This is a genomic window from Haloarcula sp. R1-2 (assembly GCF_011627385.1).
Taxonomy (GTDB): Archaea; Halobacteriota; Halobacteria; order Halobacteriales; family Haloarculaceae; genus Haloarcula; species Haloarcula marismortui.
Genome location: NZ_JAANTG010000002.1, coordinates 745283 through 763158 on the forward strand (window position 1 = coordinate 745283; position 17876 = coordinate 763158).

Annotated in this window: 19 protein-coding genes; 13 read left to right on the forward strand and 6 right to left on the reverse strand. The window is 61.8% G+C overall.

What is annotated here, in order from left to right; all coding sequences use genetic code 11:
* Position 1 precedes the first annotated feature (1 nt).
* Positions 2-925, reverse strand: coding sequence for a UV DNA damage repair endonuclease UvsE (gene uvsE, locus G9C82_RS11940; RefSeq protein ID WP_127014209.1), 924 nt, complete (start codon positions 923-925; stop codon positions 2-4).
* 212 nt (positions 926-1137) lie between these two features.
* Between uvsE and G9C82_RS11945 the strand changes: the two genes are divergently transcribed.
* The 6 genes from G9C82_RS11945 (at position 1138) to G9C82_RS11970 (ending at position 7607) form a co-directional block, all read left to right on the forward strand.
* Positions 1138-2223 carry a M20 family metallopeptidase gene (locus tag G9C82_RS11945; protein ID WP_127014210.1) on the forward strand — a complete coding sequence of 362 codons (1086 nt, stop codon included), beginning with the start codon at positions 1138-1140 and terminating at the stop codon, positions 2221-2223.
* 185 nt (positions 2224-2408) lie between these two features.
* On the forward strand, positions 2409-3575 hold the full coding sequence (locus G9C82_RS11950; protein WP_121302465.1) for an acetamidase/formamidase family protein: 1167 nt from the start codon (positions 2409-2411) through the stop codon (positions 3573-3575).
* A gap of 88 nt (positions 3576-3663) precedes the next feature.
* A complete protein-coding gene (locus G9C82_RS11955) occupies positions 3664-5166 on the forward strand; it encodes a carboxypeptidase M32 (RefSeq protein WP_011224024.1) in 1503 nt (500 codons plus the stop codon).
* Between the two features lie 89 nt (positions 5167-5255).
* The gene (locus G9C82_RS11960; protein ID WP_007188656.1) at positions 5256-6242 is read left to right on the forward strand and encodes a methyl-accepting chemotaxis protein; all 987 of its coding nucleotides are present in this window, start codon (positions 5256-5258) and stop codon (positions 6240-6242) included.
* 82 nt (positions 6243-6324) lie between these two features.
* The gene (locus G9C82_RS11965) at positions 6325-7140 is read left to right on the forward strand and encodes a molybdopterin-synthase adenylyltransferase MoeB (protein WP_004958433.1); all 816 of its coding nucleotides are present in this window, start codon (positions 6325-6327) and stop codon (positions 7138-7140) included.
* Positions 7141-7235: 95 nt separating this feature from the next.
* A complete protein-coding gene (locus G9C82_RS11970) occupies positions 7236-7607 on the forward strand; it encodes a DUF5658 family protein (RefSeq protein ID WP_127014211.1) in 372 nt (123 codons plus the stop codon).
* On the opposite strand, the gene G9C82_RS11975 is transcribed toward G9C82_RS11970, so the two are convergent.
* Positions 7604-8515 (reverse strand): cobalamin-binding protein, encoded by a 912-nt coding sequence (locus G9C82_RS11975; RefSeq protein WP_007188658.1) that lies wholly within the window; start codon positions 8513-8515, stop codon positions 7604-7606. The two genes, G9C82_RS11970 and G9C82_RS11975, sit on opposite strands and share 4 nt — an antisense overlap.
* Positions 8516-8610: 95 nt before the next feature.
* On the opposite strand from G9C82_RS11975, the gene G9C82_RS11980 reads away from it, so the two are divergent.
* Positions 8611-9090: an RNA-binding protein gene (locus G9C82_RS11980; protein ID WP_004958425.1), complete on the forward strand. Its 480-nt coding sequence runs from the start codon at positions 8611-8613 to the stop codon at positions 9088-9090.
* Positions 9091-9112: 22 nt separating this feature from the next.
* On the opposite strand, the gene G9C82_RS11985 is transcribed toward G9C82_RS11980, so the two are convergent.
* Positions 9113-9532: a hypothetical protein gene (locus tag G9C82_RS11985; RefSeq protein WP_164734763.1), complete on the reverse strand. Its 420-nt coding sequence runs from the start codon at positions 9530-9532 to the stop codon at positions 9113-9115.
* Positions 9533-9677: 145 nt separating this feature from the next.
* On the opposite strand from G9C82_RS11985, the gene sepF reads away from it, so the two are divergent.
* The 3 genes from sepF to G9C82_RS12000 all read left to right on the forward strand — a co-directional run bounded on the left by sepF (position 9678) and on the right by G9C82_RS12000 (position 11869).
* Positions 9678-10037 (forward strand): cell division protein SepF, encoded by a 360-nt coding sequence (sepF, locus tag G9C82_RS11990; RefSeq protein ID WP_007188660.1) that lies wholly within the window; start codon positions 9678-9680, stop codon positions 10035-10037.
* Between the two features lie 123 nt (positions 10038-10160).
* A complete protein-coding gene (locus G9C82_RS11995; protein ID WP_127014213.1) occupies positions 10161-11105 on the forward strand; it encodes an ABC transporter ATP-binding protein in 945 nt (314 codons plus the stop codon).
* A complete protein-coding gene (locus G9C82_RS12000) occupies positions 11102-11869 on the forward strand; it encodes an ABC transporter permease (protein ID WP_004958413.1) in 768 nt (255 codons plus the stop codon). Before G9C82_RS11995 ends, G9C82_RS12000 begins: the two co-directional genes overlap by 4 nt.
* Positions 11870-12268: 399 nt before the next feature.
* Here G9C82_RS12000 and G9C82_RS12005 read toward each other — a convergent pair whose 3' ends face one another.
* Positions 12269-12661, reverse strand: coding sequence for a DUF5611 family protein (locus tag G9C82_RS12005; protein WP_004958411.1), 393 nt, complete (start codon positions 12659-12661; stop codon positions 12269-12271).
* A 38-nt stretch (positions 12662-12699) separates the two neighbouring features.
* Complete coding sequence (locus G9C82_RS12010) at positions 12700-13548, reverse strand: hypothetical protein (RefSeq protein WP_004958407.1); 849 nt, start codon at positions 13546-13548, stop codon at positions 12700-12702.
* A 148-nt stretch (positions 13549-13696) separates the two neighbouring features.
* Here G9C82_RS12010 and G9C82_RS12015 point away from each other — a divergent pair, with 148 nt between their 5' ends.
* The 3 genes from G9C82_RS12015 (at position 13697) to G9C82_RS12025 (ending at position 16618) form a co-directional block, all read left to right on the forward strand.
* Positions 13697-15025, forward strand: coding sequence for a PKD domain-containing protein (locus G9C82_RS12015; RefSeq protein WP_127014214.1), 1329 nt, complete (start codon positions 13697-13699; stop codon positions 15023-15025).
* 452 nt (positions 15026-15477) lie between these two features.
* The gene (locus tag G9C82_RS12020) at positions 15478-16158 is read left to right on the forward strand and encodes a hypothetical protein (RefSeq protein ID WP_127014215.1); all 681 of its coding nucleotides are present in this window, start codon (positions 15478-15480) and stop codon (positions 16156-16158) included.
* 166 nt (positions 16159-16324) lie between these two features.
* Positions 16325-16618 (forward strand): DUF6432 family protein, encoded by a 294-nt coding sequence (locus tag G9C82_RS12025; RefSeq protein WP_004958397.1) that lies wholly within the window; start codon positions 16325-16327, stop codon positions 16616-16618.
* Positions 16619-16640: 22 nt separating this feature from the next.
* On the opposite strand, the gene G9C82_RS12030 is transcribed toward G9C82_RS12025, so the two are convergent.
* Positions 16641-17819 carry an MBL fold metallo-hydrolase gene (locus G9C82_RS12030; protein WP_127014216.1) on the reverse strand — a complete coding sequence of 393 codons (1179 nt, stop codon included), beginning with the start codon at positions 17817-17819 and terminating at the stop codon, positions 16641-16643.
* Positions 17820-17876: the final 57 nt, after the last annotated feature.

Genomic DNA, 17876 nt, shown 5'->3' on the forward strand with positions numbered 1-17876 from the left:
CTCACTCCGTGCCTGGCACACGGTCGGCGTCAGCCGCCCGCAGGCGAAACAACGACCGCTCCTTGCCGTGGGATTCAACCATCACGTCCGATTGTTCGGTGAGCCACGTCGGGACAGCAGCGACGTGGTCAGCGTGTGCCTGTGGGCTCGCATCGCTGTCGGACCGGAGGCGCGCCGGCTCCGAGTAATGTGTGATCGGCCGGGCGCCATCCCACGTTTCCCGAGCCAACTCGAACCCTTCACGATAGGTGAGCCCGCGGTCGGTGAAGCTGTGATGGTGATAATCGAACGTCACGGGAATATCGACTTGACTGGCGACATCCGTGACGAGTTCCTGAACGCTCCACAGCGATTCGGCGTCGTCATTTTCGACAGTCAATCGGTCGCGAGCCCGCGGCGCGAGGTCGCTGACGACATCGCAGAACCGGTCGGCTGTCGCCGCCTTGTCACCGTAATGAGCGCCGATATGGACGTTAATCGCGTACCGCGGCGACTGCGGCAGTCCCATCAGGTCGAGCCAGCGGCCGTGGTGTTCGACCGACTCGACGGAACGAGCGACGGTGTCGTCGGACTCACTCGCCAGCTTGCACCAGTGGCTCGGGTGAAAGGTCAGACGCATATCGTTGTCCTGTACGAGCGCACCACACTCCGCTGCCAGTGACTGGACCCGCTCGTAGTTCGGCAGGGCAGTAATGTCGAACTGTGAGTTCCACGGGACGAGTTTGGAGCTACAGCGATAGAAGTCGATGCCGTGGTCGCGATTCCACAGCAGAATCTCGCGCAGGTCCTCGAAGTTCTGCGCAGCGAGCGTGGCCGCGTACTCGATACCCTCGGATTCCCAGGTCTTCTTCTGCATGTCGCGATTGCACCGGCGAGGCGGGTCACGCTCTCGAAGCGTCCGGTTCATCGCCGCGTAGCCCAGCATTACCGAGTATTACCGCTCGGGACACACAGGTGTTCGGTTCGAAACGGACACCAGAAGTCTCAGCGAAAACTGCGCCCCTCCAACCCGTTTCAGGCCTGATACAGAGTCACCGGTGGACTGACGCCCATCTTTCGGACCGGGTCGGCGTGGGCCAGCCAACGCAAGCATCGCCTGCCGCGGATTTTTGTTCCGCGGGCTCCCGACCCACGGATATGGACACGCTCACATCGCTGACTCGTGACCTCGTTTCGATCCCCAGTCACGACGACGACGAAGCGGCTGCTGGGGAGTACATCACAGCGTGGCTCCGGGACCACACCGACGCACGAGTCACCCGTGACGAACACGGGAACGTCATCGCCCGCAAGGGCCAGGGCGACGACTCGCTCGCCTTCGTCGGCCACCACGATGTGGTCCCACCGGACGAGACGCAAGTCGACGCCGACGGCGAGTACGTCGTCGAGGAGCGCGACGGCCGCCTCTACGGCCGCGGCACGGCGGACATGAAAGGGTGTGTCGCCGCGGCGATGCTGGCCTTCCGGGACGCCGACCCCGCCGGCGAACTGGTCTTCGCTTCTTTCGTCGGCGAGGAACAGGGTGGCGTCGGCTGTCAGGCCGCTATCGAGGACGGTTTCGCGCCCGACTACGCCGTCGTCGGCGAGGGGTCGACCGGCTACTCTGCACCCGGAACGACGGACGTGGCCGTCGCGCACAAGGGCCGGCGGGGGTCGACCATCGTCGCCGACGGCGCAGCGGCCCACGCCAGCGAACCAGAGGCCGGCGCGAACGCTATCTACCGCGTGACCGACGCCGTCGACGTGGTCCGGGATCTCGACTTTCCGTCGACAACCGTCCTCGGGCACGAAATGCGCGGGAGCGTCGCGGTCACCGAGATTGACGGGGGCTCGGCCTGGAACGTCATCCCCGAGCGGTGTGCGGCCACAGTAGACGAGCGGACGGTCCCCGGCGAACGCGCGCCGCTTGACAGGGTCGAAGCCATCGATGGCGTGACCTGGCGCGTCGACCAGGACCTCCCGCCGATGGCCTGTGGCGACGCCGACTTTGCGGACGCAGTGCTGGACGCCGCTACCACCGCTCAGGACGGGACGCCCGAACACGTCGTCAAACCGCACGCGACCGACGCCGGCTGGCTCGCACAGGCCGGAACGGACTGCGTCATCGTCGGCGCGGCTGAGCCCGGCGAGGCTCACACCGCCGACGAGAGCGTGTCGCTGGCCGTCGTTGAGCGATGTCAGGACGTATATGAGCGCGTCGCTGCGTCGTGGCCGTCCCGCTAAGCCATCACCGAGTGGGCTCCGCTCCGGAGCGAGCGCGACTGTCTATGTCTGTTTTGTAATTCGGAAGAAAATACGATGAACGGTCGACTATCGTTCGTAATCTGGTGTATTGATGTTTGGTTGACGAAATAATTGTTATTTCGTCTGTCCTTTTACATGACAGACACTTCCCGCGACGTGGAGCGATGAAACGAAGACGACTCATGAAAGCGGCAGGCGCGCTGGGTCTCCTCGGAGCAGGGACCGGCTCACAGGTTCTCGGGGACAACGTCGACATCGCGGCCGCACAGGCCGACGACGGGACAGACACACAGGAGGGAGACGACTCCTACGAAGTCGATACGGTCGTCGAATCGACGACCGAGAACGTGGTCTGGGGCGCGATCGACCCGACGAAAGAGCCCATAGAACGTGTCGAATCTGGCTCGGTCGTCCAAATCGAGACGATATCCCACGAGGGCATCTTAGAGGACCAGCCGGGGCCGGAGGAGTTCTTCACGAATGCGGGGATTCCGGAGTCGGAAATCCTAGAGGATCAGGTCAGCGTCTACGAGGAGGTCCCACACGATGGAGCCGGGCCGCACGTCGTCACCGGGCCGGTGTACATTGAGGACGCCGAACCGGGCGACGTGCTGGAGGTCGAAGTGCTTGATATCGACTTCCGCGTTCCCTACGGCGCGAACACGATGCGACAGCGAAAGGGCGGCCTCCCCTCGGAGTTCACGTGGAACGACAGTGAGGTAATCGAGTTCGACCTCGACCGAGGGGTGGCCGAACTCAGCGACACGACCGAAATCCCGCTGGACCCATTCCAGGGAATCATGGCCGTCGGTCCGACGGCGACTACGGGGCGGGTGAACTCGGTCCCGCCGGGCCCGTTCGGCGGCAATATCGACATTCAGGGCACTGGCGTCGGGACGACGCTCTACTTCCCGGTGTTCGCCCCAGGCGCGCTGTTTTTCACCGGCGACGGGCACGCGCTTCAGGGCAACGGCGAGGTCGACCTCACTGCCCTGGAGACGTCGCTGACGCCAACGTTCCGGTTCACGCTGCACAAGGACGCCCAGCAGATGGACTGGCCCGTTGCCGAGACCGACGAGGATGTCTACGTTATGGGAATTAACGACGACCTCGACAACGCGATGGAGCAGGCTCTCAGGGAAGCGATATCGCTGCTCGTCCACCAGAAGGATATGACACCGACGGAGGCGTATCGACTACTGAGCCTTGCCGGGAATTTCAACGTCTCGCAGATAGTCGATATCAACAAAGGCATTCACGGCAAAATCCCGAAGGGTATCTTCACCGACGGCTTTGAAATCGACCCGCAGACGCTCGGGGAGAGCTTCTGAGCGAGCACGGTCCAGCCTGGCGGGGCTGACCGGTGCACCCCTTACCGGCGGCATCGGGTCTTTACCGTCGCCGGCCTAACCCCGCCGTATGGCAACAGCGAGCGAGGACAGCGAGTCCACGTACGAGCAGTTTCTGGATCACGTCCGCCGCCTCCATTACGTCGGGGACGCCGGCGGCGTCCTCAACTGGGACCAGCAGGTGATGATGCCCGACGCCGGGACGCCGGCCCGGGCGAAGCAGACCTCCGCCATCTCGACGCTCCATCACGAACTGCTGACCGACGATGCTCTGGCTGACTGGCTGGACGAACTCGACGACGCCGAACTCGACCCCGAACAGGAAGCGGTCGTTCGAGAAGTCCGGCGGGACCACGAGCGAGCCACCAGAGTTCCAGCCGATCTGGTCGAACGCATCTCCGAGGCGTCTTCGAACGCCCTGCCGGTCTGGAAAGAGGCCAAGGCCGAGGACGACTTCGACGCCTTCGCCGACACGCTCGAAGAACTGGTCGAACTCCGCCGGGAGTACGCCGCGGCCATTGACCCCGACCGCGACCCCTACGAGGTGCTGTTCGAGGAGTACGAACCGTACCTCGGCATTGACACCGCCGAGGACGTACTGACGGACCTTCGAGACGCGCTCGTCCCGCTCATAGACGATATCGGCGACAGCGACGTGACGCTGGCCGACCCGTTCGAAGGGACGTACGACGACGACACGCAGCACGACCTCGTCGAGACGGCGCTCGACGTGCTGGGCTACGACTGGGACCGCGGCCGCCTCGACACTGCCCCTCATCCGTTCTCGATGGGGACGCAGTTCGACGCCCGCGTCACCACCCGCTTTACCCCCGAGGACCCGCTGGACGCGCTGGGCTCGACCATCCACGAGTTCGGCCACGCCACCTACACGCTCGGCCTGCCACAGGAGGACTATGGCACGCCGCTGGGCGACAACCGCGACCTCTCCGTTCACGAGTCCCAGTCGCGCTTCTGGGAGAACCACGTCGGTCGCTCGCGTCCATTCTGGGATTTCTTCACCGAGACGGCCAACGACCATCTCGGGACCGACGCCACCGCCCAGCAGTTCTACGAAGCGTCCAACGAGGTGTACGACGACAACCTCATCCGAGTCGAAGCGGACGAACTGACCTACCATATGCACATCATCGTTCGCTTCGAAATCGAGCGAGACCTCATCCGTGGGGACCTCGACGTCGAAGACGTGCCAGAGGTCTGGAACGACAAGATGGAAGAGTATCTCGGTATCCGCCCCGACACCGACGCCGAGGGCTGTCTGCAGGACATCCACTGGACCAACGGGGCCTTCGGCTACTTCCCCACCTACACGCTCGGGTCGGTGCTGGCCGCGCAACTGGACCACCACGCTCGGCAGGACATTGACGGCTTCGACGACCACGTCCGAGCCGGCGAGTTCGGCCCGATCCACGACTGGCTCACCGAACACGTCCACCAGCACGGCGCTCGCTACCGGACCGACGACCTCGTCGAGGAGGCGACGGGTGAATCCTTCACCGCCGAGCACTTCCTCGATTACGCCGACGAGAAGTACCGCGCGCTGTACGACTGCTGACACGACGGTCGACAAACGTCGTTCCAGATATCGACTCTGATATTATTGGGCAACTCGTTTTATATTCCCCGCTCATTGTGACGACTACTATGGCTGAGAGACCGACGGAAAATGTACCGAGCCAAACAGGGTCGGGAATCGACGACAATATCGACGCGGATATTCAGGACGATATCGCGGAGGACATCGACACGGAGGCCGGCTACAGCCACACCGCTGCAAGCGAGATTCAGACGATGCTGGCCGAGCTGGAGGGGTCGTCGGTCGGTATCGCCGAGGAAACCGCCGACATCCGCGAACAGGCCACCGAGCAGTACGAGAGCCTGACGGACATCGCAAACGAAGTGTCGAACCTCTCTGCGTCGGTCGAGCAGATCGCCTCGTCGTCCGAAGAGGTCTCTGCGGCCTCCCGCGAAGCGAAGGAACTCGCCGAGCGCGGACAGGGGAACGCTGACGACGTCCATGAGGCGATGGAGAACATCCAGCAGGCAGCCGACAGCGTCGCCGAGGACGTCAAGACGATACAGCAGAGCGTTCAGGAGATCGACGAGATCGTCGATGTCATCAACGACATCGCTGACCAGACCAACATGCTGGCGCTGAACGCGTCCATCGAGGCCGCTCGCGCTGGCGAGGCAGGCGAAGGATTCGCCGTTGTCGCAAACGAGGTCAAGAGCCTCGCCGAGGAGTCACAGGAGCAGGCGACGACCATTGAGCAGATGATCGACGGTATTCAGGACGATACCGAGAACGCCGTCGAGAGCCTCGAAGAGAGCAACAACGAGATCGACGAGGGTATCGACACCGTCGAGGAATCGACCCAGATTCTCGGAGAGATCGACGACACCGTCCGCGAGGTCAACAACGGTATCGAGGAGGTCGCGACGGCCACGGACCAGCAGGCTGCTTCGACTGAGGAAGTGGCGAGCATGATCGACCAGTCCACGGATACAGCCGAAGATATCGCCGACAGTACGGCTGACATCGCCGACGAATCCGATGGGCAAACAGACCTTCTCACCGACATCAATCAGGCGATAGACGACCTTGTCGCGGACCTCCAGCGCAACAACTGAGCAGTCTGGATTTATCAGCCCTACAGCTCGAAACGCCAGAGACGAACCAGTCGTTTATTCCGCCGGGTGGCGTACGACCACTATGCGACCGGATCTGGACCCAGAACAGCTTGACCGCTACTCCCGGCACATCATCATGAACGACGTTGGGCCGGAGGGGCAGGCCACACTGCTCGACACCGATGTGCTGGTCATCGGGGCCGGCGGCCTCGGCGCACCAGTCCTCCAGTATCTCGCGGCTGCGGGCATCGGGCGGCTCGGAATCGTCGACGACGACGTGGTTGAACGGTCGAATCTCCAGCGGCAGGTCATCCACAAGGACGACGACGTTGGCCGGTCAAAAGTTGACAGCGCCGCTGAGTTCGTCACGGGACTCAATCCCGACGTGACTGTCGACCGCCACGAACTGCGGCTGGCGCGGGAGAACGCGACCGACCTGGTGGCCGACTACGACATCGTTGTCGACGCCTCCGACAACTTCGCCACGCGCTTTCTCGTCAACGACGCCTGTACGCTCTCGGGCACGCCGTTCTCCCACGGGGCGATCTTCCAGTTCGAGGGGCAGGTGACGACGTTTTCGGGCGACAGTCCGTGTTACCGCTGTCTGTTCCCCGAAGCACCGCCGGAGGGCACCGTCCCCGACTGCGCGACTGCGGGCGTTCTCGGTGTGCTCCCGGGCACTATCGGATGTATGCAAGCAACCGAAGTCGTCAAGCTTGCGATGGACTACGGCGAGACGCTAGAGGGGCGGCTCGTCGCCTACGACGCCGCCGAGATGTCTTTCGAGGAGGTCCCTATCGCGCCCAAGCCGGACTGCCCGGTGTGTGGCGACGACCCCGCCATCGCGAGCGTCGCCGACGCCAGCTACGAGGGCCGCTGTTCGCTCGCCGAGGACTGACTGGACTCGCTCCGTCCTTCCAGACAATTCTCACACATGATACTGCGGAACCGAGGTTTATGCACCGATAGCCGCGAGTACCGGTAGCGACTCACATGTCTCAGTCCGATCACGCATCCCACCCCCTCACAGTCCGCCTCGAAAAGCCCAGCTACGTCGAACTGGTGTTCTCGCTGGTGCTCGTCTGGGGCTTCGGCGATGCGCTGTCGACGCTGTTCGCCGCGCAGTTTGCCGGCCCGGGACTGGAGGCTAACCCGTGGATACGGACCCTCCTCATCCACGAACCGCTGCTCGTGATTGCCCTGAAGATGGCTGTCGTTCTCTACGTCGGCGTCGTCCTGCTGGAGTGCCGCAACGTGGTCGAGCGGGTCCCGCTGTGGCGGGCCTGGCTCCTGACTGTCGTCGCCCTCGGCGCGGTTGTCGTCCTCGGCAACACCTACGTCGGTCTGGCTGCGGCCGCCGCCTAGGCCCGGACCGTCCCGAGTTCGACGACGGCGTCCCGCGGTGGCGTCTCGAACAGGTCCGGGTGGACGAGCGCCGCCAGAAACTCAAGCGTATCCACAAGCCGCGGCCCCGACCGATTCACGTAGTGGTGACCGTCCATCACGTACGCCCGGCCGTCCCGAACCGCAGTCAGGTCGTCGAACCCGGGTCGTCTGGTCAGGTCTGTGAGGTTCTCGCGGGTCTGTGCCACGTCGAAACCACACGGTGCAGCCACCAGCACTTCGGGGTCGTATTCGACGACTTCTTCCCACTCGCGCGGCCGGGAGTGAGCGCCATCTTCCTCCATCCCGTAGGTGCCGCCCGCCATCTCGATCATCTCCGGGACCCAGTGCCCGGCAGCCATCACCGGGTCGAGCCAGTCGAGCACCGCCACGCGGGGCGTCGTCTCGGCTCGTGTCGCTGTTGTTTCCACTGCTGCGACGCGGTCCCGGAGGTCCGCAACGAGTTCGGCAGCGCGCTCGTCGCGCCCGACCGCCGCACCGACCCGGTGGATGGACTCGAACAGGCCGTCGAGACTGTGGACATCGAGCGTTAGCACGTCGGTGTCCAGCCCCAGTTCCTCGACAGCCTCAGCGACCACCACATGGTCGACGGCACACACGTCACAGACGCCCTGCGTGACAATGAGGTCTGGCTCCAGTTCCGCGAGTGTCTCGCGGTCGATGGCGTAGACGCCGTCGCTCTCCTCGGCAGCAGCGACCTGCTCGTTGATCTCGCCACTCGATGCCGTCGGGTCGACACGCGAGCGATTGACTGACGGCTTCTCGCGGGCCGCCGGCGGATGGTCGCACTCGTGTGAGACACCGACCGGCTCGACACCGAGCGCGTAGACGATTTCCGTCGCCGAGGGCAGGAGCGTGACGACTCGCATACTCTGACCTTGGCCCGCGCGGACAAAAACCTGCGTCCGTCACATCGCCCACACGCTTCGTTACGCTTACCCTCTGTCGCCGACGAGACGCGAGCATGGAAGTCAAGTCGCGACACCACCTCCGTTCGGACGAGGTCGACACCATCACGACGGCGCTGTCGGAGAACCTCGGTGTCGAACTCGACGCGGACAGCTTCGAGAAGGTCGAGTTCGACGACAGCGACTGGGATGTCGTCCTCGTCGACGGCGACCCGCTCGTCCTCTATCTGAACGGCGAACCGTTCCTGACCGTTCAGGGAGCTAATCAGTACCCGCCGGAGAAACACATCGTCACCGTGGACGCCGGGGCCGTCTCCTTTGTCTCGGACGGCGCTGACATCATGCGGCCGGGTATCACCGAGGCCGACGACGACATCAGTGCGGACGACCTAGTCGTCATCAACGAGGAGTCCCACGGGAAGTTTCTCGCTGTCGGCCGCGCACAGACCGACGGCGACGATATGGTCGGCGACAGCGGGAAAGTCGTCAAGTCGCTCCACCACGTCGGCGACGACCTGTTCGAGTTTTCAGTGTAGCACAGTGCTGGCCTCGCGCCAGTCACACCAGCGGTCGGAGCCCGAACCGGTCGACACCACGGCTTAGACCGATCCTGACACCCGCTTCAATGACACCGGCTCCGACGGCAATACCGAGCAACAGGGGCCAGGCAGTGAGATACGACGACAGCGGGTGGAGATGTGTCCCGTAGAGCCATTCATACACCGTATTGCCGAGTAGCCAGAGCGTCACGAACACCGGCGTGACGAGCGAGAGCCGGCTACAGAGATACAGCGGGACGGCACCCATGAGAAACATCCCGATGAAGGCGTAGCTGGCCCCAAACGTGAGGCTCGTTGAGTCATGTGACGAGAAGTGGACGCTGTTTGCAAACAGCCACGACAGCACGCCGACAGCATAGAGGATGCCGCCCGCGGCTGCGACGGTACTGGGAGCCGTTCCGATGGAGGGTAGGCGCATCTGTGTCGATAGTTGTCCGATCACCTGCATAACGTTTTGTGCAGCCCACACCGCTCTCGGTCCTCACCACGGTAGATCAGGGTGTGCTGTGGCGATACGTTCGATGGACGAAAAGTTGAAACGGGTAGCGCACGCCGTGAGTGACATGGGACTGATGAGCAAGATCCTCGGGGAGTCTGGATCCTCTCGGAACACCGAGGATTACGTCGAACTGAACGCGAACGAATTCGAGATGACCGGGACGGAACTCGAACGCCAGGTCCGTATCGCCCGCATCAGCGACAAGCAGGACGTCATTGAAATCAAAGACGCCGTCTACGACGGCGATGTGGTCGTCGCGGACATCACGCGCCACTCCACACAGGACCGCACGATGGAACACATCAGCGACGAACTCAAGCAGGTCGCCAACGAAGTCGGCGGCGATATCGTCCAGAAGGACGACGACCAGCTCATCATCACCCCGGCCGGCGTCGGCATCGCCCGGGAACGACTCGGCCGATAGGAGTGTGACAGTCCGGTCAGCGCGACCTTGTTGTTCGGTCGATCTTGTCAGCCTGTATCACTCTAACTGCCGGTTTTCGGGGGCTTCAATGCGTTTTTCGGTGTCGCCACGCTAAGGGCGGCAATGACTGAACCGGCGATACGCGCCAGTGGGTTACAGAAGCGCTACGGCTATGTGCAGGCGCTCGATGACCTAGAACTGACAGTTGAGCAAGGAGAATTCTTCGGGTTGCTCGGGCCAAACGGAGCCGGCAAGACGACGTTTATCAACACGCTGGTCGGTCTCGTCCACAAGGACCGCGGGACCGCCGAGGTGTTCGGCTTCGATGTGGAAGACGACTACCGGGAGGCCCGCGACCGCATCGGCGTCGCGCCACAGGAGTTCAACGTCGACCGTTTTTTCCCCATCATCGAGGTGCTCGAACACAAGGCGGGCTACCACGGCATCGGTCGGGCTGAGGCCCGCGAGCGCGCCGAAGACGCGCTGAAGACGGTTGGTATCTGGGACAAGCGGGACACGCGCTTCGACTGGCTCTCCGGCGGCATGAAACGCCGCTTCGTCCTCGCTCGTGCGCTGGTCTCCGACCCGGACCTGCTCATCCTCGACGAGCCGACGGCCGGGGTCGACGTCCAGCTTCGCCACGACCTCTGGGATATCATCAACCGGATGAACGACGCTGGGACGACGATTTTGCTGACGACCCACTACATCGAGGAGGCCGAACGCCTCTGTGACCGGGTTGCAATCATGGACGACGGGCGGAAAGTCGAGGTGGCGACCCCCGACGACCTGATGGCCCGCGGCACAGACACTATCGTCCTCGAACTAGCCAAGATGCCGCGGACGGCCCCGAAACTCGACGTTGAGGGCATCACCGATATCGAACTAACCGACGAAGGGCTGGCCGTCACCGCGATGGGCGGGAGCCAGACTGCGCCGGCCATCATGCGCGAACTCGAAGCACAGGGCCACACCGTCACCTCACTGGACATCCGCCGCGCGTCGCTCGAAGAGGTGTTCGTCGACATGACCCGCGACGACCGCGAGTACGCGGAGGTGTCCGCATGAACCAGAACACGACGCAGTTCCTGACGCTGGTCCGTCGGGAAATCCTCCGGTTCGTCCGTCGCCCGTACAACACTTTCCTCCCGCCGATCATCACGAACGCGCTGTACTTCTCCGTGTTCGGTGTGATTCTGGGGAGCCGAATCGGTGAAATCGCTGGCGTGAGCTACCTCCAGTTTGTCCTCCCCGGACTGGTCGTGCTCGGAGCTATCTCTGACAGCTTCGAGAACGCCTCTTTCACTATCTTCCACGGACGCTGGAACGACTACATTCAGGCCGTTCTCACCTCGCCGATGTCGAACCGAAGTATGGTGGCGGCCTATGTCTCAGCCAGCGCGCTCCGGGGGGTCGTCACGTCGCTGCTGATCGTCGGCGTGGGACTGATATTCACTCCGGTTCCGGTCGCTAACCCCGTGTATCTCGTCTCGTTCCTGCTGGTGATTACCACGCTGTTCGGCGGACTCGGCGTCATCGGCGGCCTCTGGGCGAGTGACTTCGACTACCTGACAGTGATGAACCAGTTCATTCTCCGGCCGCTGGTGTTCTTCGGCGCGGTGTTCTACTCGCTCGAAGTCCTCCCGGCGTTCTGGCGGAACGTCTCGCTTCTCAATCCGATGGTATACATGGTCAACGGCGTCCGTTACGGCATGATCGGCGTCACCGAAATCGATCCGAACACGTCGCTGGCCGTCCTGACTGGGACGACCGTGGTCGTGTTGTCAATCGACTACATGCTGTTCAGGCGCGGCTACGGACTCGCCGAATAGCGCCGTTCTGTCCGTCACCGCTTTCCATCCATCAGCTAACCCTGCCGCCGGTCTCGCACCAATAAAACAGAAGTGCCGGCTCGGTAACTGACCTGGCCGCGAATGCCGGATTGGGTCCGCTCCGGCGGGCGGACAAACTATGACAGGTTGCCCCGGAATCCGCTGCCGTGGCATCACGAGTGGTGTCTCGTGTCCCGGATACTTGTGTGCGCCTCCGGGTGGGGCGTATGTGAATGTATGCCACAAGCGTATTTAGATGTGACGCCCGTCTGACGCTGAGTGATACTGGCAGTGTACGGTATCGAAGAATTTCCGAACAGCTACGCGGGCCGGGCTGGACACGATAGCGCAGTATCGGCCTGCCAGCACTCACGGACTGTGTACGCCCGACAGCCGTCGTTAGACGTTGTCCGGGGCGTCGGCGTCGTCCTCGACCGAGCGCTTCAGCGAGTCACGTCGTGCCTTTGCGTCGCGGTCGGTCGCCTCCTCCAGGAAATCGTTCTTGATGGCGACAGCGTCCTCGGCCGCATCGACGTTGCCCTCTGCGATGACGTCCTCCGCCGGTCGCTCATCGATATGAAGCGCGATTTTGTCCTTCTTCGAGCCGTACTCGACGCGACCCGCGACGACCCGGTCGAACACGGGGTTGTCGGGGTCATCGACGACTAGCAGGTCGTTGCCCTCGTAGTCTTCTGTATCCGTTACTTCGCCGAAGTACTCCTCGACGAACGCTTCCATGTCAGGGACGCGGTCTTCGAGATGCTCGCCCCGTCGCATCTTGTACTCTCGCATGGGCGAGTTTTTGCGAGGGGCTGTCTTACCCTTTGCGTTCACTCCTCGCCACGGGTGATAAGTGACCCCTTGTGACACTCCGGACAGAAGTCCCCGGCGCGCAACGATGTCGATTCGACCTCTGTAGTGAATCCACACTCCGGACAGGCGAACTCGCCCTCTGGAACCGTCACGGCACTGTCGCTGGTTGACTCAACACCCGAATCGTCGTCCGTTCCGGAATCGACCGGCATCGTCTCCGGCGACCAGCCGTCCCCGTCGTCTCCTGGCTCATCAGGCCACTCACCGGGCTGGCGGTCGTCGCCGGTCGACTCCGATTCCGCTTCCTCGCCGAGAATGAGCCCGTCGTCTTTCTCCGGATCAGTCTCGTCTTCGGTTACCGGCTCCTCGCTCTCGGCGTCCGGGACGTCGACCGTCGTCGTCGGCTCGTCCAGTTCCACGTCGCCGCTTCCCTCGCTGTCGCTGTCATCGATAATCTCGGCGTCGTCGGCCGACGGATCAACCGGCTCGTCGTCTCCGCCATTGTCGCCGACTCCCGAATCCCCCGGCGCTTTGACCGGATCGTCGACGCTATCCCAGCCGTCCGAGCGCTCCGTTCCCTCGTCAGTGGGTTCGGCCGCGTTGTCAGCCGGCTCGTCTTCCGGCGGTGACTCGGTTTCCGCCGTTTCGGATTCGGACTCGTCTTCGACGAGGTCGCTAGCGATATCCGACGGCGTCTCGATAGCCGTTACCTCCTTGTTCTCCGAGACAATGCGCGTATTTCCACACCGCTCACAGGTCTCCCGTTCCTGGATGGTGATGACGACTTCGCTACCCTGCTCTTCGCGCTCGCGCTCGACGGTGGTCTCACCGTACTTGTGCCCGAGGACGGAACATTTGAGACCCATTGCCAGAACTTCCCACCGTGGCGTACTTAAACCCTGCCCGTTGGCTCGACCATTCCTGACAGAATACTACCTGTTTCGCGACGGCGTTATATTAATTTCAGCCTAGTTTGTGAAATTTTATAACTGATACAGATGTTACGCTACGCTAATGCACCGGACCGCGACACTCGTGGTGTCGGCCCTCGCCCTCTCGGCACTTCTCGGCGGGACAGCGGTGGCGACCGGCAACCAGCCACCGCTTGCCGACGCCGGACTGGACCAGTCCGTCGAGCGAGCAACGACGGTCCAGTTGGACGCTAACGGCTCGCGCGACCCCGACGGCACAATCGAAGATACCGAGTGGTCCATCGAAACGCCGGACGGCACAACACGCACACCCGACTGCCCGACCTGCGTCCAGACGACGTTTTCACCGGCCGACACCGGCCAGTACAACGTTACTGTCACCGTCACTGATGACGACGGTGTGTCGCGCTCGGACACGCTCCATGTCGACGTGGTGGCCGCCAGTGGGCCGTCAGTCTCAGTTTCGGCCCCGTCTGCGGTACCCGCTGGCCTCCGCCGGAATCTGACTGCCAACGTAACTGCCGGCGATGCCGACCTCCGAACGCTCGCCTGGGTCGTCAACGGCACCGCCCAAAACCAGACGCGACTCGCCGGCGAGAACGCCACCTCGACCATTACGCACACGTTCAACGACTCCGGCTCTGTATCCGTCCGTGTGATCGCTTACGATGCTGACGGACGGCGTGGCGTCGCCAATCGGACGATTCAGGTCGCCGACTCGTCTGGCAACGGTGGCAGCGCCGGTGGCAACAACTGTCCGGGCGGTAGCGGGAACTACTACGTTGACGGTGAAAACATGGGCTGTACGAGTGCTGCCATGACCATCGAGGATACCATCGTCGATACTGACGGCCGGGACGGTCTGTGGGTGTACGTGGACAACGAACTTACCAAGATCATCGCGGAAGACAATATGAACAAGTACTCTGAGGACGGTTACGGCGGTACGTTCAGTGAGGAGACTGTCGATGAACGAAAAGAGGAGATAAAGGAGCGGAGTTCCGTTGCGGAAGAGCCTGACGACTCCAATGATGACGGTTCTGGTGATAGAAGTACTAGTGATAGTCGTAGTACCCGACCGGCCTCCAGCGTACCGAACAACTTGATAAACCCAGATGGGGGGAGTGGTGATGATGATGGCTATGATTGGTCTTACGATAACGGCGGTGGCAGTAGCAGTGATGACAGCAGCAGTAGTGACGACAGCGACAGCAGCAGTAGTGACGATAGCGACAGCAGCAGTAGCGAAGGTGATGGCGATGACGATGATGGGGGTTTCTTGGATGGACTAACTGGTGGTGGAGACAATGACAGCGGCGGCGATGACAACGATGATGACGGTGGTTGGTTTGGTGGCGGTGGTGATGATGATAGCGATGATGACGGCGGCGGAGGATGGAGCTTCTGGTAACGCCTTCTATTCTAGACTCTAAAGCTAGAGTTTATAACTAAGTAGATAAATTCTAAATAGAATGTGGCGAAAACAGTGGGCTGGAAAAGAAGTCTCATACTTGTTAGCGACGACTGCACTTTCTCTTATGCTCCAAGTCTCTGCTCCGGTAATTATATGCGCAAGTACCATGCGTATGCGGACAAGTCCCAATGGATGTCAAGTACTTACTCCTGAGATGGGTTTGTCAGCATCCAAAGCATGTTCCCTATGTGGACTTGTCTTCGCTGTCCCCCATTCGCGGAACCGCATTTTTCAATGCTGGTGGTGGGGCTGTGCGCTGTGCGCTATTTACAGGAGTGGACAGAAACGGGTCGGCAACAGAGCCAACGCTAGTCCCGAATTAAGACCTGACTCATCCACTTGTTGAAAAAGAAAACAAAAAAAGACGCCAACAATGAGATTCAAGAACCATGACTAATACTAAAATAATTCTTAGCGGTGTTGCTATCGCGCTATTAATTATGTCTGCCGGCTGTTCCGCGTTCCTAGGTGGAAGTGGACCAGCCAAGCAGACAGATACGCCGATACAGACGCCAGAACACACACAGGGGGCTACTGAGGCCCCAGCCACAACATCTGAGCCGACGGAGGCGAAAAGTACGCTTGTGGCTACTGAGGAATCAAAAATAGAAACTGAATCCAACAGCGACAAAGAACTTAGTAAGGCAGAGAAATTTGAGCGGTTCGATGAGCATATGCAGCGGATATATCACGAGATTGATTATAACCGGTCTGCCGAGACAGAAGCCTTCCCTGAAAATGATTCATACCACATGACGATTCAGATGCGGGACACCACGAACCGTACTAAAACTGTAGATGACCGGCTTGACCCACTCTGGAACTACTATGTCATTGTGGAAGACTACAATGACGACGATGATAGTTATTCAGAACGGGACCACACGTACATACCCGATACAGTTAATGTGACGTTCACTACGGAGGACGGCGGAGTGTTTGAAACGACTCACATCAAATACATTTGGGCGTACAAGTACTATACCGACGAGTGGTCGCTCAGAGTCTTCATGGCAAAGTACGGCTCTACCACTGAAGAGGGGCCAGCTTACCATGAAAAGGGACGGTAGCGAATCACTCGGTTCGGAATGATAAGTCACAGCGAGTTTGTCGCTGACGACTGCTTCGCTCGGGGGTCAGCCTTACCAGTTCAACAGTTTATAACGCGTCGGATCAAGTTCCCAGATTAGATTCACGAGGGACAGAGATTAGACCTAGCCGGTTTTAGAGGGAGATATGAGAGCGAAGCCGGAGTATCGCGACCGGGACGACACAGAGGTTGCGGTGCTCGATGCGCTCGCTGACCGCCGCGATGAGGGGATGACTGTCTTCGAGCTTCGGTCGCGGACGGAAGAGAATATTGACCGCATTGAGGATGCACTCGCGGCTCTCAAGGCAGACGACCTCATCGAGGTCGAGGACAACGGGGAACGGACCGTTATTCTGCCAGGAGAGGGCGTGGTTGGGGAGTCACTGCCGGACGAAGACGAATCGATTCTCGACCAGATTCGCAAGCGGCTCCCACTGTAGCTACGACTCTCTCGTGGCGGTGTCACACTGTGTCCGTCGGTGCAGCGGCGCAGTTGTTCGGGCCGAGTTCGAGTTCGAACGCGGTGTCGTCGTCGGCAGTCTCCGTTCCGAGGTTGATGGCGATAACCCGCTCGAAGTTGGCGGGGCGCGGCGGGATGTCGTCGCAGACGTACTCGACAAATGCCTCGCGGTCCATCGTGAATCCCGGGAGTTGGTCGCGGAGAGTTCCCAGAGGAGCGGTGAACGTACCATCGTCAGACGGCACCGTCGACTCGCTGTAGTGGCCCGGGGCAACGAGTGTCTCATCGGGGAGTGCTGCGAGCCGGTCAGTCAGCGTGCGATGGAGGTCGCGGGCGAGGTCACGAGCGCCGTCCGCTCCGGCTTCGAGGTCTGGGCGGGCGACGCTGTCGAGGAAGACGCTGTCGCCGGCTAGGAGCACGTCGCCGACGGTGAAGCCGGTCATGCCGGTCGTATGCCCGGGTAGGGGACGAGGCTCCAGTGTGGCCGAGCCGACGCGTAGCGTTTCGTCGGCGGCCAGTGCGGTCACGTCGTCGACACCGCGGGCGACCGCTCGTTCGGAAAGGATCGGCTCGGCACCGGTCTCTGCGGCAAGGCGGCGGACGCCGCTGATGTGGTCGGCGTGGACGTGCGTGTCGATAGCGTGGGTGATCGAGGCGTCGCGGTCGGCGGCATCGGCGCTGTACCGGTCGGTGAACGCCCGGAGCGGGTCGACAACGGCGGCCGACCCGTCGCTGATGATCATGTAGCCGAGACAGCCAGATGACGGACGGCGATACTGGAGGGCGGTTGCGGCGTCGCAGGAAATCTCGCGGGCTTCGTAGAGCCGCGCCCACCCCTCCATGCCGTCGCTGAGGTTCTGCGCCTCGACACCGTGTTCAGTCAGTAGGCCGGCGACGAAGGCGCTGGCTTCGCCGCGGCCACAGACGACCGTTATCGGGCCGGTGCCGGCCACCTCGGCGACGAGGCTGTCCACTTCGCCGGTCACCTTCGCCTGGAGAAATTTGGTAAAGGGGAGCTGTGTTGCTGTTACCGACTCGCCGCGGAGTCGCCACTCCTCGTACTCGCCACGGTCGCGAACGTCGAGCAGCCGGACCGATTCACCGGCGTCCAGCTTCGCTTGCAACGTCGCTGCCGATAGTGACGGCGGGTCCGTCGGCGGGTCAGGGTAGTCCTCGGCCATACCGACTGTAGCGCTCCCCGGTGGATAAATCGGGCGGGGATTTCAAGCCCCTGCCGC

What these genes read in the sequence shown, in the direction of transcription:
- uvsE (WP_127014209.1), bottom strand. Translation starts at nt 925, where the DNA reads ATGCTGGGCTACGCGGCGATGAACCGGACGCTTCGAGAGCGTGACCCG.
- G9C82_RS11945 (WP_127014210.1), top strand. Translation starts at nt 1,138, where the DNA reads ATGGACACGCTCACATCGCTGACTCGTGACCTCGTTTCGATCCCCAGT.
- G9C82_RS11950 (WP_121302465.1), top strand. Translation starts at nt 2,409, where the DNA reads ATGAAACGAAGACGACTCATGAAAGCGGCAGGCGCGCTGGGTCTCCTC.
- G9C82_RS11955 (WP_011224024.1), top strand. Translation starts at nt 3,664, where the DNA reads ATGGCAACAGCGAGCGAGGACAGCGAGTCCACGTACGAGCAGTTTCTG.
- G9C82_RS11960 (WP_007188656.1), top strand. Translation starts at nt 5,256, where the DNA reads ATGGCTGAGAGACCGACGGAAAATGTACCGAGCCAAACAGGGTCGGGA.
- G9C82_RS11965 (WP_004958433.1), top strand. Translation starts at nt 6,325, where the DNA reads ATGCGACCGGATCTGGACCCAGAACAGCTTGACCGCTACTCCCGGCAC.
- G9C82_RS11970 (WP_127014211.1), top strand. Translation starts at nt 7,236, where the DNA reads ATGTCTCAGTCCGATCACGCATCCCACCCCCTCACAGTCCGCCTCGAA.
- G9C82_RS11975 (WP_007188658.1), bottom strand. Translation starts at nt 8,515, where the DNA reads ATGCGAGTCGTCACGCTCCTGCCCTCGGCGACGGAAATCGTCTACGCG.
- G9C82_RS11980 (WP_004958425.1), top strand. Translation starts at nt 8,611, where the DNA reads ATGGAAGTCAAGTCGCGACACCACCTCCGTTCGGACGAGGTCGACACC.
- G9C82_RS11985 (WP_164734763.1), bottom strand. Translation starts at nt 9,532, where the DNA reads ATGCGCCTACCCTCCATCGGAACGGCTCCCAGTACCGTCGCAGCCGCG.
- sepF (WP_007188660.1), top strand. Translation starts at nt 9,678, where the DNA reads ATGGGACTGATGAGCAAGATCCTCGGGGAGTCTGGATCCTCTCGGAAC.
- G9C82_RS11995 (WP_127014213.1), top strand. Translation starts at nt 10,161, where the DNA reads ATGACTGAACCGGCGATACGCGCCAGTGGGTTACAGAAGCGCTACGGC.
- G9C82_RS12000 (WP_004958413.1), top strand. Translation starts at nt 11,102, where the DNA reads ATGAACCAGAACACGACGCAGTTCCTGACGCTGGTCCGTCGGGAAATC.
- G9C82_RS12005 (WP_004958411.1), bottom strand. Translation starts at nt 12,661, where the DNA reads ATGCGAGAGTACAAGATGCGACGGGGCGAGCATCTCGAAGACCGCGTC.
- G9C82_RS12010 (WP_004958407.1), bottom strand. Translation starts at nt 13,548, where the DNA reads ATGGGTCTCAAATGTTCCGTCCTCGGGCACAAGTACGGTGAGACCACC.
- G9C82_RS12015 (WP_127014214.1), top strand. Translation starts at nt 13,697, where the DNA reads ATGCACCGGACCGCGACACTCGTGGTGTCGGCCCTCGCCCTCTCGGCA.
- G9C82_RS12020 (WP_127014215.1), top strand. Translation starts at nt 15,478, where the DNA reads ATGACTAATACTAAAATAATTCTTAGCGGTGTTGCTATCGCGCTATTA.
- G9C82_RS12025 (WP_004958397.1), top strand. Translation starts at nt 16,325, where the DNA reads ATGAGAGCGAAGCCGGAGTATCGCGACCGGGACGACACAGAGGTTGCG.
- G9C82_RS12030 (WP_127014216.1), bottom strand. Translation starts at nt 17,819, where the DNA reads ATGGCCGAGGACTACCCTGACCCGCCGACGGACCCGCCGTCACTATCG.